Annotated in this window: 22 protein-coding genes; 19 read left to right on the top strand and 3 right to left on the bottom strand. The window is 43.3% G+C overall.

From position 1 onward, the window contains the following. Positions 1 to 10: 10 nt before the first annotated feature. The 8 genes from PQG66_RS11680 to PQG66_RS11645 are packed head-to-tail and all read left to right on the top strand — an operon-like array spanning position 11 to position 4,532. Positions 11 to 1,015, top strand: coding sequence for a hypothetical protein (locus PQG66_RS11680; RefSeq protein WP_442955077.1), 1,005 nt, complete (start codon positions 11 to 13; stop codon positions 1,013 to 1,015). Continuing rightward, the gene (locus PQG66_RS11675; RefSeq protein WP_272037836.1) at positions 1,008 to 1,346 is read left to right on the top strand and encodes a replicative helicase loader/inhibitor; all 339 of its coding nucleotides are present in this window, start codon (positions 1,008 to 1,010) and stop codon (positions 1,344 to 1,346) included. The genes PQG66_RS11680 and PQG66_RS11675 overlap by 8 nt, the downstream gene beginning before the upstream one ends. 13 nt (positions 1,347 to 1,359) lie before the next feature. Next, the gene (dnaB, locus tag PQG66_RS11670) at positions 1,360 to 2,724 is read left to right on the top strand and encodes a replicative DNA helicase (RefSeq protein ID WP_272037835.1); all 1,365 of its coding nucleotides are present in this window, start codon (positions 1,360 to 1,362) and stop codon (positions 2,722 to 2,724) included. A 12-nt stretch (positions 2,725 to 2,736) separates the two neighbouring features. Beyond that, positions 2,737 to 2,889 carry a DUF6906 family protein gene (locus PQG66_RS11665; protein ID WP_272037834.1) on the top strand — a complete coding sequence of 51 codons (153 nt, stop codon included), beginning with the start codon at positions 2,737 to 2,739 and terminating at the stop codon, positions 2,887 to 2,889. Next, positions 2,886 to 3,083: a hypothetical protein gene (locus PQG66_RS11660; RefSeq protein ID WP_272037833.1), complete on the top strand. Its 198-nt coding sequence runs from the start codon at positions 2,886 to 2,888 to the stop codon at positions 3,081 to 3,083. The genes PQG66_RS11665 and PQG66_RS11660 overlap by 4 nt, the downstream gene beginning before the upstream one ends. Beyond that, positions 3,071 to 3,229 (top strand): hypothetical protein, encoded by a 159-nt coding sequence (locus PQG66_RS11655; protein WP_272037832.1) that lies wholly within the window; start codon positions 3,071 to 3,073, stop codon positions 3,227 to 3,229. The genes PQG66_RS11660 and PQG66_RS11655 overlap by 13 nt, the downstream gene beginning before the upstream one ends. Next, positions 3,229 to 3,648, top strand: coding sequence for a RusA family crossover junction endodeoxyribonuclease (locus tag PQG66_RS11650; protein ID WP_272038147.1), 420 nt, complete (start codon positions 3,229 to 3,231; stop codon positions 3,646 to 3,648). The genes PQG66_RS11655 and PQG66_RS11650 overlap by 1 nt, the downstream gene beginning before the upstream one ends. A gap of 20 nt (positions 3,649 to 3,668) precedes the next feature. After that, positions 3,669 to 4,532 (top strand): hypothetical protein, encoded by an 864-nt coding sequence (locus PQG66_RS11645; RefSeq protein ID WP_272037831.1) that lies wholly within the window; start codon positions 3,669 to 3,671, stop codon positions 4,530 to 4,532. Positions 4,533 to 4,617: 85 nt separating this feature from the next. Here PQG66_RS11645 and PQG66_RS11640 read toward each other — a convergent pair whose 3' ends face one another. Next, positions 4,618 to 4,920 (bottom strand): hypothetical protein, encoded by a 303-nt coding sequence (locus PQG66_RS11640; protein WP_272037830.1) that lies wholly within the window; start codon positions 4,918 to 4,920, stop codon positions 4,618 to 4,620. Position 4,921: 1 nt separating this feature from the next. Next, positions 4,922 to 5,821: an HNH endonuclease gene (locus PQG66_RS11635; protein ID WP_272037829.1), complete on the bottom strand. Its 900-nt coding sequence runs from the start codon at positions 5,819 to 5,821 to the stop codon at positions 4,922 to 4,924. A gap of 86 nt (positions 5,822 to 5,907) precedes the next feature. Between PQG66_RS11635 and PQG66_RS11630 the strand changes: the two genes are divergently transcribed. From PQG66_RS11630 to PQG66_RS11590, 9 genes are all read left to right on the top strand, one after another. Continuing rightward, on the top strand, positions 5,908 to 6,372 hold the full coding sequence (locus tag PQG66_RS11630) for an ASCH domain-containing protein (protein ID WP_272037828.1): 465 nt from the start codon (positions 5,908 to 5,910) through the stop codon (positions 6,370 to 6,372). After that, positions 6,369 to 6,743 (top strand): hypothetical protein, encoded by a 375-nt coding sequence (locus PQG66_RS11625; protein ID WP_272037827.1) that lies wholly within the window; start codon positions 6,369 to 6,371, stop codon positions 6,741 to 6,743. Before PQG66_RS11630 ends, PQG66_RS11625 begins: the two co-directional genes overlap by 4 nt. Next, on the top strand, positions 6,743 to 6,922 hold the full coding sequence (locus PQG66_RS11620; protein WP_272037826.1) for a hypothetical protein: 180 nt from the start codon (positions 6,743 to 6,745) through the stop codon (positions 6,920 to 6,922). The genes PQG66_RS11625 and PQG66_RS11620 overlap by 1 nt, the downstream gene beginning before the upstream one ends. Before the next feature lie 2 nt (positions 6,923 to 6,924). Then, on the top strand, positions 6,925 to 7,050 hold the full coding sequence (locus PQG66_RS11615) for a hypothetical protein (RefSeq protein ID WP_272037825.1): 126 nt from the start codon (positions 6,925 to 6,927) through the stop codon (positions 7,048 to 7,050). Between the two features lie 86 nt (positions 7,051 to 7,136). After that, positions 7,137 to 7,613, top strand: coding sequence for an ArpU family phage packaging/lysis transcriptional regulator (locus PQG66_RS11610; protein WP_272037824.1), 477 nt, complete (start codon positions 7,137 to 7,139; stop codon positions 7,611 to 7,613). Between the two features lie 290 nt (positions 7,614 to 7,903). Beyond that, positions 7,904 to 8,728 (top strand): hypothetical protein, encoded by an 825-nt coding sequence (locus PQG66_RS11605; protein ID WP_272037823.1) that lies wholly within the window; start codon positions 7,904 to 7,906, stop codon positions 8,726 to 8,728. A 466-nt stretch (positions 8,729 to 9,194) separates the two neighbouring features. After that, positions 9,195 to 9,692, top strand: coding sequence for a hypothetical protein (locus PQG66_RS11600; protein ID WP_272037822.1), 498 nt, complete (start codon positions 9,195 to 9,197; stop codon positions 9,690 to 9,692). Between the two features lie 69 nt (positions 9,693 to 9,761). Then, positions 9,762 to 10,019, top strand: coding sequence for a hypothetical protein (locus PQG66_RS11595; RefSeq protein ID WP_272037821.1), 258 nt, complete (start codon positions 9,762 to 9,764; stop codon positions 10,017 to 10,019). 17 nt (positions 10,020 to 10,036) lie between these two features. Beyond that, the gene (locus PQG66_RS11590; protein ID WP_272037820.1) at positions 10,037 to 10,411 is read left to right on the top strand and encodes a DUF6173 family protein; all 375 of its coding nucleotides are present in this window, start codon (positions 10,037 to 10,039) and stop codon (positions 10,409 to 10,411) included. Positions 10,412 to 10,667: 256 nt separating this feature from the next. Here PQG66_RS11590 and PQG66_RS11585 read toward each other — a convergent pair whose 3' ends face one another. Beyond that, positions 10,668 to 10,841 (bottom strand): tryptophan RNA-binding attenuation protein, encoded by a 174-nt coding sequence (locus PQG66_RS11585; RefSeq protein ID WP_272037819.1) that lies wholly within the window; start codon positions 10,839 to 10,841, stop codon positions 10,668 to 10,670. Positions 10,842 to 10,934: 93 nt separating this feature from the next. Here PQG66_RS11585 and PQG66_RS11580 point away from each other — a divergent pair, with 93 nt between their 5' ends. Then, positions 10,935 to 12,239, top strand: a complete 1,305-nt coding sequence (locus tag PQG66_RS11580; protein WP_272037818.1) for a site-specific DNA-methyltransferase — start codon at positions 10,935 to 10,937, stop codon at positions 12,237 to 12,239. Positions 12,240 to 12,285: 46 nt separating this feature from the next. Then, positions 12,286 to 12,930 carry a hypothetical protein gene (locus PQG66_RS11575; RefSeq protein ID WP_272037817.1) on the top strand — a complete coding sequence of 215 codons (645 nt, stop codon included), beginning with the start codon at positions 12,286 to 12,288 and terminating at the stop codon, positions 12,928 to 12,930. Positions 12,931 to 12,995 lie beyond the last annotated feature (65 nt).

The raw sequence follows: 12,995 nt of genomic DNA, 5'->3' as shown, positions 1-12,995 counted from the left end.
GATGAGCAGCATGCCCGAAGGCAGTTACCCGTTTCCGATCTATTCCGGCATCTTGGAGCCAGACCACTACAAGAAAATAGGCAACGCGATATGGCTATTCCTCTGGTGCATCAGTTCAACCACGAAGGAGATTGAGGAGGAAGGGACTGTCTGGGGCGTTGTCCTCGGCGGTAAGCCAATGAAGCTGTCTGAGATAGCCGAGTATTTTGGAGTTAACGACAAGACAGTTAGTCGCTGGTTAAATGACCTGGAAACCAACAAGTACATTGAATTGACCAGGGCACCAAGAGGATTGATTTTGAAGGTCCGAAATTCAAAGAAGAGATCAGACAAAAGTGTCCGATCAGTCGAAAGTGAACGGACAAAAGTGTCCGATCATGACACCAGTGATAAGACAAATATGTCCGATCACAATCACGGTGATCAGACAATATTGTCCGATCAGTCGCCTAGTGATCAGACAGAAATGTCCGATCACACATCAAATCTGGGTAGTGATCAGACAAAACTGTCCGATCTAAAAGATATTAAAGATCTTATTACTACTACTGCTATTACTACTAGCGAGTCATCAGATTCATGGGATGACATCTTGAATCCTAATCCTCCTGATGACGGGAGAGATGGAATGATTGGAATACTGAATGCCTATTGCAAGATGCACAACAAAATCGATATTAATGTTTCTCAAAAAGAACGTTTAGCCATGGGTAAGATGGTCGCCGGAGGTACGCCTAACCCTTTTACCATCCGAACTATGGCAAGCCTGCTTCAGGCAAAACGTCAACGTGAGGGAGAAGCATTCAAGCTTCCAAAGAGCTTTTTATATTACGTCGAAGGGATCGAGGAAGCTTGGAAAATTCATCAAGCATCGGGACAAGAGCAGCCATTTAAACCTGCATTGCTACCGAACGGACAAGCCTCAGCGGCTACTCAGCCGCGCAGATTAAGCCGTCAGCAACAAGAACTTGCGGATTTAAGACGGAGAGCGGAGGAGGAACGTAAGCGTGGATAGAGCTGAAATTTTTGACTTGCTAATCGAGATCAAGGAGAACTATCCCAATTTCGATGTGAGTGAGGAAAATGTGGATCGCCACATGAAATATCTGCATGATTTATCGTTTGAAGCAGCTCAGCAAAACCTGCAGGAACATGTGCGGACGGGAAAATGGCCACCGAACATTGCAGAGATACGCGGAAACTTGGGTGATCAGGAAGCTCGTCAACGCGAGCTGGCAGAAACCAGAGCTTACTTGGATCAACGAGAAGCAAATCGGGCGAAGGCAACACTGCCACCGCCGGGATGGAAGGATGGTTTGATTGAACGGCTTCGACATAGAAAATAACCTGCCCTACAGCATGGAATTTGAACAGGCAGCCTTGGGCGCGTTGTTACTCAAGCCAGATGAAGCACTGGAACACGCTGAGTCACTTACGGTTGATGCGTTTTACAACAAGGCACACAGCCTAATATACAGATCGATTGCAGACTTAGCGGAAGGTCAACAGCCTATCGATCTGGTGACCGTGACAAGCAGCCTGAAAGAAAAGGGCGAACTGGAAGACATCGGCGGGGTAAGTTATTTGTCTAAACTGGCGATGGGAGTGCCGACTGCTGCTAATGCAGGATATTACTTCGAACAGCTTCAGGACATGGCAATCCGTAGAGAACTGATCCGAACGAACATGCTGTTGATTCAGCAAGCGGCTGCCGGAACAGAGATGTCGCAATTGATGTCCAGTGTCCAGCAAGCTCAAATCAAGATTGCAGACAGAGCAGCGCCAAAACGAGATTTCAAACGCATCGATAATGTTTTGATCGAGGTTGTAGAATCCGCAGAGATTCGTTCAGACAATTTTAAGAATGGAACGGTCACAGGCATTCAGACCGGGTTTACCGACCTTGACAGTATCACTGCAGGATTGCAAAAAAGCGATTTGATTATCGTTGCAGCGCGCCCATCGGTTGGTAAGACTGCATTTGCCCTGAATGTTGCACAGAACGTAGCCATTCGAAACACCGAACCTGTAGCCATATTCAGCTTGGAGATGTCGGCAGCACAACTTGTACAGCGGATGGTATGCGCTGAAGGAAATATTGATGCCAGTAACATGCGGATGGGTGATTTTGCTTCGGAGGACTGGACTAAATTTGCTCAAGCAGTTGGAATCCTGGGAGCTACGAATATCCGAATCGACGATTCACCAGGTATTACTGTTCACGAGATCCGCGCGAAGTGTCGCCGCCTGAAAAAGCAGGAAGGCTTGGGGATGATCGTTATTGATTACCTGCAGCTGATTGCTGGGCGAAGTGGAAAGGGAGCGGAGAATCGGCAGCAGGAAGTATCTGAGATATCCCGGACATTGAAGCAGTTGGCCCGTGAATTGGATGTGCCAGTAATTGCGTTATCCCAGCTCAGTCGGGCAGTCGAACAACGGCAGGACAAGCGTCCAATGATGAGCGATTTGAGGGAATCTGGTTCCATTGAGCAAGATGCCGACATCGTAGCCTTCCTGTACCGGGACGACTACTACAACCAGGATTCCGAGAAGAAGAACATCATCGAGATAATCATAGGGAAGCAGCGTAATGGCCCAGTCGGCACAGTGGAACTGGTATTCATGAAGCAGTTCAACAAGTTCGTGAACTACGAGAGAACTCATAACTACGGACCAACGCCGCCAGAGCTGCCTAAAGATATTGAACAACGCAAATATGCATAAGGAGGAATTGACATGAAACAGGGGAAACGGCCGACAAAGCGCCAGAAGATGGAGATCAAAGAAAACGGATTAAACATGGAAAACTGGCTTGTGGAACGGGATGTGCCGAGCATGATGGTCATCATCCATCGAGTATCTGGTAAGACGCGGACGATCCGGCGATGAGCACGAATGAAACTCAACAGACGCGCTGGAGTGTCTACGAATACATGAAACATCGCTTTCTCCGGACGGGACAGGTTCCTGATTGGAATGAACTGCAGGCAGAATTCACGGGAATTGATCAAACTGAGCTCCACGAAGGGATCGCTGAGTTTGATGCAATTGTCGGAACTGGAGGTGCAAAATGCGAAAGCTGATTGATTCGCACCATCAGACACATTTAAGTTACGTTGTCCGTGGCGATGATGGTCGCAAGCTGGCCGAGGTGTTTGTCATTCGGCGTGACATGTTGCCGGCGCGCCAAAGGCGCAAGCAACGAGCAGGGGGGGTACGGCGTACATGATTATCAATTTTACGGTTTACGGGGAACCGGTAGCGCAGGGACGGCCCAGGGCATCGACACAGGGTGGTTTCGTCCGAATGTACGATCCAGAGAAGTCGAAGGACTACAAGGATTATGTCCGATTAGCAGCTGCTGAACATGCACCAAATGCGTTGCTGGAAGGACCGCTTGGAATGATGTTGACGGTGTACAGGTCGATTCCCAAGTCCTTCAGCAAGAAGAAGGCAACACTGGCTGAGGCAGGGGAGATCAGACCAATTAGCAAGCCGGACGTGGACAATTACTTGAAGGGCGTTAAGGATGCGCTAAAAGGCGTGATGTGGAAGGACGATAGCCAAGTGGTCGAGGTATTTGCTCAAAAAAGATACAGTTTCCGGCCACGAATCGAAGTGAAAATCAAGGACTTATCACAATTATAAAATTTGAGGAGATGACTGGAATGATTAAAAACTTTGCAAAATTCAGCGCAACTATGGGAAAAGGATTCAAAGTCGGCGAGTCTGATGTGGAGATTAAACTTACTTTGCCGTTGAAGGTTGTTCAGGATAATTTCATGTTCTTGTCCACTAACCAAGGAGAGAAAATCAATGTATTTCTTGGAGATCCGCAAGCTGCATTTGAGTTCGAAGAGGATGAACGGGACGCTATGTACCGTACTTGGAACGGCGGGCGCCGCGTAACAACTGATGCGTCCGGTGTGGTTACACGGATTGAAGGCCAAGGTGAAGAGAAGGACGAGAACCAGGCGGAGTTGTTCAACGGTGAAGGAAGCTCTCCTGATCAGCAGGAGGCTGACGGAGACAGTGCCGAGCAAACTGAAAGCACTACTCAAGAACAAATGGAAGGAGAGGGATCAGAAACGCCTGGTCAAAAACCTGCTGAAGACCACGTTACTGATCAGGACGATCCTTATGGTGATAACGATGACAATGAAATGCCCGACTGGATGAAAGAAGGCGGAGGGGATCAATCGGGACCAAAGGAAATGGACTTTACTTCTGAAGGTGACCAGCAACCGCCAGCAGCTGAGAATCCACTTACAGACGATAAAGAGATTGTGACTACTGAGATCGATAAGGAGCAACTTGAAAAGTTCATCCTTGCTCAGCGACCCATTTTTGAAGATATCAAACTCGCTGATGCACCTGCTGATTTCCCAGCACTACTGCAACAACGGAACGAGGGCAAGACGTGGATGGAGATATCTAAGGAGATCAATGTCCCGAGTGGTCAGATCAGTTCCAAATACGGTGTATACAAAAAGCGCGTCACTAAAATGATGCAGGATGGCGTAGCAGTCTAATCCTTCAATAGCAACACCCCCGGCCAGAAGTTGGCCGGGGTGAAGAGTTAAATCTATGAAAAAGAACATACGTACTACTAAACTTTTAATCTTCAGTGATTTTTAAGTCAATAGTATGTCTACAGTTGGGACACTTTTTAGTAGCAGTAAAAGTCTTCTTTTGATTGATTTCAAGGAGTGAGAGTAATTGAACTAACAAATTAGGTAGAGACGCTATTGCGAGTAATAAAGTAATTGTGCTCATCGTGGCAGTGTCAATTAATACTTGTTTGTTTTGGAGCATTCCAGCCATGAAGAATCCTAACACTATTACAAATATTACAACAAAACCTATATACGTTAGTCCCCAAGTAATCTTTGTCCATCTCCATACTGTCTTTATTTTCATATTATTGAAGCTCCTTCTGTGCAGCTTGCCACTGCTTCCAGTGCCATTTGAGAGCTTTTTCATGAGGTAGCTTCTGAAGATGGCTCAAATCTTGACGAGTGATTTGTATGCTCTGCATGGTGGTTTTAGTCGAGACATGAATCTTTAATGTATCAGGGTCAAAAGAAAACAGTCCTGAATCGTATGCCAAATGATGATTTCCACACAAGACAAGTCCGTTACGTGGATCGTCAGAACCATTTGATTTTTTTGGGATAATGTGAGCAGCTTGGAGCAGTGGTAGTGCTTGCATTGCACATATCGCACAGCAGGGACCATAACGTTTAACTACATTAAATTTGAATCTTGGCTGACCAGTTCTGTTACTCACTGTAACGGTCCTGGAAGGTGCACGAGGAACAGTTGGTTTAAAAGGGATATCATCCAAGTAATCTGTCTCATTTGGCCTGGTTGAAAAGTCTAGAGGGTTCAATTCAACAAGGAAAGTTTTTGCTAAATCATCCCATGAAACAACTTTGCCCGTCTGAACTTTTCTCATGTTACCTACTTCGGAAATCACAAATATTGGTAGGTTAAAGATAGCAACATTCTTAACAGATTGTATTTCATTAATATCAGTTGAGCCTATTCTTTTAGTTTCTGGATAATGATAAATTATTTCGTTTTCTGAAATTTCATCCGGATAGTGCCTACCTGTATGTAATATTGAAACTGCTATTCCAGCTTTATCATCTGTGTAACTCTGAGTGGTTGTGGCATCTCGATATATGCCAGCTTGTCCTGAGAAGAAGCGTAGCCGACGAAGTATTCCTGGTTCTACATTGTTAGGGTCGTTCTCGCTTACTAAACGATTCCACATTGAATCTCTTCTAGCTAATTCAATACTTATTGATTCTGTCATATAACTACCACCTAACTCTATGTTTAATTCATATATTTTTACATGATTTCGCCTTATAGGCAATTAGTCTTTGAAAGGAGATAGATATGAAGGCAGTCACCATCATTCAACCATGGGCGACACTTGTTGCATTGCGCATCAAGACATTGGAGACCCGGAGTTGGGCGACTAAGCACCGCGGCCCGCTTGCTATTCACGCAGGACAGAAGGTGGATAAGGAAGCTTGCCTGATCCCTCAAATACGTGAGGCATTGCTGAAACATAGCATTAACGATTGGAGCGAGCTGCCAACAGGGGCAGTGATTGCAAAAGCGGTCCTTAATGATGTCTGGTCCATAAATCGTCCATATGGAGCTTACGGATTGGTTGAGCGTTTAAGTTTAGATTCCGGTAGGTCGATTTGTTGGGGCGGCTATATGCCCGATGAGTACCATTTCGGGGATTACAGTGATGGTCGCTATGCCTGGCAGCTTGACGAGGTGGTTCAGCTGCATGAGCCGGTACCAGCGAAAGGTCAGCTCAGCTTATGGAATTGGGAGGAACCGCGATGACAAAGAATTCAATAATGGACAAGCCTCTCAGCCGCAGGCAACAAGATATTTATGATTATGTTCGGATGTTCATTGAGGACAACGGGTACAGTCCCACGATCCGTGAAATTGCTGAAGGAATCATGCTTTCATCTGCTTCTACGGTTCATTCACACATTAATTCACTTATTCGCAAAGGGTATCTTACACATTCTTCCGGTGGGGTTCGCACCCTGGCATTAACCAAGAAGGGAAAACGGCCAAAGGTCGTAACTCAGGCAGGAATCATGAAGTGGATTCAAGATCAAGGAATTGAAGAAACACATGATGCAGCTGTATATAACTTGCTTACTGATCTACAGGAAGGAATTCAAACAGGGAGGATCTGCTGATGGTAGATTATCGCAAAGTTGAAAAGACAACATGGACACCGGAGCAGATAGCAAGTCACCTGAAGGCAATCGGAGCTGAGCATCCACCTAAACGGCCTGACAAGCTACAGAAGTCCGTTACTGCTCCGCAGCAGCGTAATGGTAACAGCAAGTATCACAAACGTGGGGGTGAGTGGTAGGTTTGGAAAGAGACCATAGAGCACTATTGTTGGAATACGGTTATCCGCAGGAATTAGTAAACGGCTGGAGCGCAGAGGATTGCGCAGCTGAATGGAATGAATTTTGTAGTGAAGTGATTCCAGAATAAATAAATATCCCCCGCAAGCTTGGCGGCCAGGCGGGGGACACATCAAATAAACCTCACCCAAATTATAACACGGTGAGGGGATCAAAATGGGGAAACGCCGAAAAAACAACTTACAACTGACATTCAACATACTGCCTATCGATGAAAAAGCTACCCGCCACGCTGTGGAGGAATATCTTGAAACTGTTCGTCAGTACCGCCAGATTGGTTTTCAAAGACGCGAAGCGGCAGTCACGCAGGCTTATGTATATAGAGAACATCAGTCCACCAATGCAATCAGCAAGCAAACAGAGACAATTGCTGTGTACAACGTGGATAGAGAAGCACAGCTCATCAGTATGGATGAAAGACTCACCTTCGCAATGAGTAGACTTTCCAGCATTCAGCAAGATGTGATCCAACGCAGCTACCTGGACCACGAAGGGGAGTTTGATTACATTATTGCAGGCGAAATGCATATGAGTGACAGACGGTTACGAGAAATTAAACAAGCGGCATTAGACACGTTGGCCACGATCCTGCATTTGACAGTTTATCGTAATGTGGCGAGTTCAGTTGTATAAAAAGGGGTTCCGGTTTTTTGCCGGAATCTTGCCGCTTTGTTGCCGTTCATTGGACTTTAGACGTGATATATTTGTATTGTGGAAATCGGGCGAGAATGAAACGCACAGCCGCACATGCGGCATATGACTGGGGCGTTCCTCTTCTCGCCATTTCTGTTTGATTTAATAAAAAGGGTTACTTAATGCAAATTGTGAACATATAATGGATATAAGAAGGGTTATATGTAAATTTTATGTAAAATTTATATGAAAACCATTGTTTAATTAGGATAATTATGGAACAATTGTAATTGATCGTTGAGATCAATATTATTGCGGAGGTGGATGTATTGTCGAAGGCAAGAAAGATTTTGTCAGTAGGGTTGAGTCTGGTGCTCTTCCTAACAATCGTTGGTTTCCAACAAGCTAAGGCATCAGAGGTAGAGATTACGCCTGATGATCAAAGAACAAATTTGGTCGAATCTGATGAATTTCTGATTAAAACATCAGAAGGAATTAAGGGTATTGAAGTTAAGACTCCTGATGGAAAGATAGAGGTTAAACGAGCTATCGTCACAGAGTATGTCCCAGTTAACTCGTCTGCATATTTGCTGGCAACGGGACAAGATCCAATCGAAAATGATCTAGTAAAAGTTATTGATGTTACTTATTTAGATGAAGTGAAAAACGATAACTGGGATCATGAAGTAGCACCTGCTGCAATCGGTGACTTGTATGCTAAAAATCCAAGCGCTGAATATGCAACTGTTGACCCTAACTATGTAGTTGCTTCTGTAGAAGAGACCGGAAGCTCTGGCGGTACACTAACACTGTCTCAATCTGTAACGGTTGGTAACTCTTTTAATACTAGCATTGGTATCAGCGCATCAGTTGTATCTGCAACTGTTGGTTATAATGTGTCTCAAAGTTGGACTACAACAGCATCCTACAGTGAGAGCATTTCGAAAGACAATCACAAGACAGTGATTAATGCATACAATCGTTACATGACAAGACACTTTGAAGTTTGGAAGAAAGGTCTTTTCTCTGATAGCTTGCAAACTCACAGTGCTTCAGATCGTCATGTTGGTTTCAGATTTGATGTACTCCGAATTCCTGGATATCCAAGTATGTAATGAAATAGTGAGTAAATTAAAGAAAACGACGGGTTTGTTCCAGATCATCGGGACTCACCCGTTTTCTGTTCCTTGACCCGATTTTGGTAGCTTCAGTAAAATGGTCTTGTTCTTCCTCTGTAGTTACAAAGTATGTATGCTTTTAAAGCAAAGAGCGCAGCGTTTTTGCGGCGACCGTTTCGGGCGCATGCTTTTAGGACGTAACACCAATATCATACATATCACATTTAAGTCGTTCCTTAGGGATCGGCTTTTTTTATTGGAGGAATTGAAGTGATTAGCAGCAGAAGACGTAAAAGGAAACGGGAGCGACCCAATAAGCAACCGGAAAAATGTAAAAATTGTGTATGGGGTAGATGGGATGGAGTGAAACAGTTCTGTAGTAGACCTATCACATGTATTAAAGAGGGAAAACCTTCCTAATTATCGAATATTGCTCCATACAAAGGGAGGAGTGAATAGGAACATGATAAAGGAGATTTTAATAAGAGCACTAGAGGCCATAGCAGCCCGAATTAAAGAACCTGTTCACAGAGATATTGAGTCAACTGCACAGAGGATACCAAAAAGTTCTGCACTTGTTGAATCATCATTAAGAGTTTTAAACGACTCGCTAAGAACCGAATTACTCCAACTCATAGAAGATATATCACGCTCTGAAATAAAGCTTAGAGAAGTTGATTACTTCCACGAAAGTCTAATCGAATTTATTGATGACCAATATAATAAACACATCAGCTATCTCAAAAGGATCAATTTATACAATATTGGCGATAGAGATTATTCAGGTCTCATCAACGAGTTGCAGAGCGATTTAAAATCTAAAATCGAAATAAAGCTAGCTATTATAAAACAGGACATAAAAAGAAAAATACGCAAGGGAATTCTTGAAGTAGGCAGAATGGTATTATCGGCAATAATTGGGGGATTAATCGGATGGGGAATTAAAGTGTGGACAGGTTAATAATTTACTCGACCTGTTTGTCCCGAAGAGGTAAAATATCCCTAAACACTACAAAGAGGGGGATGTTGAATGTCAGATCGCGATATTGTTTACGAAATCCTAAAGATTATTCAGTCAGGTAAGGAACCCAAGAAAGAAGATATTGGCGCTGATAAGGAATCGTTCTATGAATGGATTGAACAGATACATGATGATAAACTAGTTGAGAATATTTCGTTTTCGAGGGGCGGATCGGTTAACAAGATTTTAATTGTATTTGCCAATGGAGCTAAGTTGACTAAAGCTGGAAGAGATTATATTGAATTTAAAGAGGCAGGGAAGATTTAATATTGTGGAGGGATAAAATGGAGTTTAAAATGCCAAACTTTGATTTACCAGATTTCAAAGTAATTAAACCTGTTAACACGCCAGCAGAAAATACAGCGAGTGAGTTCTACAAAAAAATCGTTAGTATGATCAATAAATTTGATCAGAGTTTGGATGATTCAAAAGAAGTAGGGGTAAGGTTAGTTTCTTATGGTCAAGCTCTTACATTCCACATCACAGATGTAAGTTATGAAAATCCTAGCTTAATAATGTTCAGCGGAATTTTAGAGAATGGTGACCCTGTGCATCTAGTACAGCATGTTACCCAAATTAGTTTCTTGCTTACTGCAATGCAGAGAAAAGAACCAGAAGAACCAAAGAGGCAGATTGGATTTAATACCACAGCACCTTAACGGGTGTTTTTCTTTTGCTCTCATATGACGGAATGTGATCCGTTTTAAGCTTGACTAGGTGTGAACGTCCGGGTTTGCAGGAATCAGTTCTTTGAGGAGTGGAGAACAGCATCTGAGTGAGCGTACGCACGAATATGAAACTTGCCCAATCGTTGAAACCAACTCAACACAATTGTTAGCCCATTTAAGTCCACTCAGAAATAGGGCAAACAAAAAGGACTAGCCCAAACAGTTAGTCCTTTTTGCATTGTAAAAACTAAGTATGTTTTTTAAAGAAGTGGAGTAATGTTTGACCTAGTGCAGTTAAAATAACGCCTTTTCCATCGCATTTCGAACAAGTCACTCTCTCTTCATTGATAATCTCAAGTTTTTCTCCATTGCAGTGAGGGCATGTGAGTTCAAGATCATCTGTTGCAATTATAACCGACATAAATATCCTCCTTACATGCTTATATGAGCTCATGCGTATTTGATTCAACATATCAAAAGTACATTACTTATTCAACTAAGGTGGGACTATACAATGAACATCAGAATCGTACCAATCGATCAGATTAATGCAGCAGCCTATAACCCTCGTGTTGACCTTCAGCCTGGAGATCCAGAGTATGAAAAGCTGAAGCGTAGCATCGAAAAATTCGGTTATGTGGAGCCGATCGTCTGGAATGAACGCACAGGAAACATGGTCGGTGGCCATCAACGTTATAAGATCCTGGTTAATGAGCAGGGCCATACTGAGCTGCAGGTTTCTGTTGTGGATCTCGACGATCAACAGGAACGGCTCCTGAACATCGCTTTAAACAAAGTGTCAGGGCGCTGGAATGATGAGGCATTAGGTAGATTGTTGGAAGAGCTGCAGGAGGGCGGGGCAGATTTGACACTGTCTGGCTTTGACCAAGAAGAATTCGAGGATCTAATCGCAGAGTTTGGGACGATTCCGGATACAGAGATCGATGAACCCGTCGTTGAGGATGACTTTGACGTTCAAGGTGCTTTGGATAAGATTCAGGTTCCTGAGACGCAGCGGGGGGATATATGGCAGCTTGGTCCTCACCTTCTTATGTGCGGGGACTCTACCAGTGAAGAGGATGTCGGTTGCTTGATGGATGGAGAGAAGGCCGACTTGGTAGTGACGGACCCACCTTATAACGTTGCTGTCGAGAGTGATTCTGCCCGATTAGCCGCTGATGGCCGCAGCAGGATACAAAATGACGACATGCATGCAGAGGAATTTGTGGGCTTTTTGCATGCAGTATTTGAACGTTATGCTAGTTTGATGGATCTGGCAGCAGGTATTTATGTTTTCCATCCTTCGTCTTATCAGAGAGAATTCGAAGATGCCATGAATGCTGCAGGTATTGTTGTTCGGAGTCAGTGCGTGTGGGTTAAGAACGCGGCATCGTTCGGCTGGTCGCAGTATCGTTGGCAGCATGAACCTGTTTTCTATGCTCACCTGAAGAAGAAGGCTCCTTCCTGGTATGGGGATCGACGGCAAAGCACAGTTTGGCGAGCTGGCCTACCAGTTGAAGAAGCTGAACCATCAACGGTTTGGGAAGTATCCCGTGGGGATGTTAGCAAGTACGTTCATCCTACGCAGAAGCCGCTGGAACTATTGGCCATACCGATTAAGAACAGCAGCCGACCTGGAAATATTGTCGTGGATCTCTTTGGAGGAAGTGGATCAACGCTGATGACTTGTGATCAGATGGATCGTCTTTGCAGGACCATGGAGATTGATCCGAAGTTCTGTGATGTAATTAAACAACGCTACCAGGAGGCAACTGGCATTAAACCAGTTTTGATAAAAAGGCTTATTGATATGGTATAATTAAACACATAGTAAAGTTCACTATTGAAAACTATAGGAGAAGATTATGGATAAAGAGTTTATACCTTTAATAAGTGCAGCTATTGCTGCTGCAACGACTTTAGTTGTTTTAATTATTAATAAAGTCATAGATTATTTCATGTGGAAGACCAATTCAATTAGAAAAGGTGAAGAAAAATATCTTGAAAGAAAAATTGATACTTTGCATTTAACTATCGTAGATATATTTGAATTGACAGCTGAAACATTAACTCTCATAAATCAATCAAAATATGGAATCAGTTCAACAATAAAAGAAGGTTTTAAGAGTGTGGATAGTACTTTTAGAAAAGTAATAGCAAAAGCTTCACCTTTTTTGGATAAAAGAATAATGGAAGAGGAAGTAGACCACGTATACATGCTTACAGCATCCATTAGGGAACTTATGAGTCAACATGAGAAAAAAGGAAACGCTCAACTTTCTATAATTGAGTCTCAAAATTTCGGATACAAGGAAGCGAAGACGCTAGATGATATAATAAGAACTCATATTTTATGGTTAAATGAAGCTCTCCATGAACTCAATGATAAATTGGCAATACTAGTGAATCCTGTTCACAGATCGGAACCAGAATGGAGAAGTCTTGTTATGGTTTCAAGTATTATCTTTAACTGCTTACTTGTTATTGCTTTAATCATTTCATGGGTGTAACGGGGTTTCCTTAAAAAACATAGTGCGACTTTACCACCTATTCAATAGGTGGTTTTTCTTATGTA

The organism is Paenibacillus sp. JJ-100, assembly GCF_948329825.1.
GTDB lineage: Bacteria > Bacillota > Bacilli > Paenibacillales > Paenibacillaceae > Paenibacillus.
Note: the sequence above shows the minus strand (reverse complement) of the source record. Positions and strands in the feature narration are given on the sequence as shown.